Below are 767 nucleotides of genomic sequence, written 5' to 3' on the forward strand. Positions count from 1 at the left end.
GCTAAGGCAGAACTGGCGCTGGCGGAGAAGCTGGGGCATGCAGTTATTTTTCAGGAGGCAAACAGTGAGTAACCAATGGCGACCAGATATTTGCCCTATAACCGGACGTGCATTTTTCATGTGGATTGAGCATCCGACATTGGGAAATGTGCCGACGTATGGTGGCCCATTAGATAGCTACACCATCCCAACAAAGGACGGTGACGGTGAGTTTTCATGTGAGCGTTACGATCATGATTTCGGTGGCTGGGTAGAAAGCGAATGTCTTGGGTTATATCTGATTGATGATAAAGAGCAATGCAGAGTCTACGAACTGGAGGAACGCATTGCAGAGCTGGAGACTAATTTTGCGACGCTGGCAGTGGAGAATGTGGGGTTAAATAAATTCATTAAGGATGATTGCTTTATTTATACAAGCGATGACATCAGCCCACGCGATGCAAATGGATTCAAGCCTGAAACGCCAGCTACTGACGCTTTCCTGGCTGATATACAGGCGGTGGCGTTTAACGAGCTTCGCGCGGCGTTTGTCAGGCATGCAAAAGTTGCAGAACTGGATGATGCCGATACTGTAACGCTTAAGGAAGTGATGGATGCGCTGCTGCATTGTGTAGAACAGCTTCGCGCTCCAGAATAAATAAATTTATCACTGTAAATAAAATTTAATCCTTAACCGGAGGGATTTCTGCACCCTCAGAACATCAGGAGGCCGCCCGAAAGGGCGGTAATGAATGGTCACATTATTCAGAAAAGAATATCCGCGAAAA

At 46.8% G+C, this 767-nt stretch carries 1 protein-coding gene and 1 pseudogene; both read left to right on the top strand.

All coding sequences use genetic code 11. The features are described 5' to 3' along the window. Nucleotides 1-72 (top strand): annotated as a pseudogene (locus EQY_RS27520) (DUF4406 domain-containing protein); the annotation flags it as partial. A 46-nt stretch (nt 73-118) separates the two neighbouring features. Next, entirely contained in the window at nt 119-637 is a 519-nt protein-coding gene (locus EQY_RS27140) for a hypothetical protein (protein WP_000264739.1), read from the top strand. Nucleotides 638-767: the final 130 nt, after the last annotated feature.

It is taken from the genome of Escherichia sp. TW14182, from assembly GCF_000208525.1.
GTDB classification, from domain to species: Bacteria; Pseudomonadota; Gammaproteobacteria; order Enterobacterales; family Enterobacteriaceae; genus Escherichia; species Escherichia ruysiae.

Coding starts and splice junctions, on each gene's coding strand:
- EQY_RS27140 (WP_000264739.1), top strand. CDS start 119: ATGTGGATTGAGCATCCGACATTGGGAAATGTGCCGACGTATGGTGGC.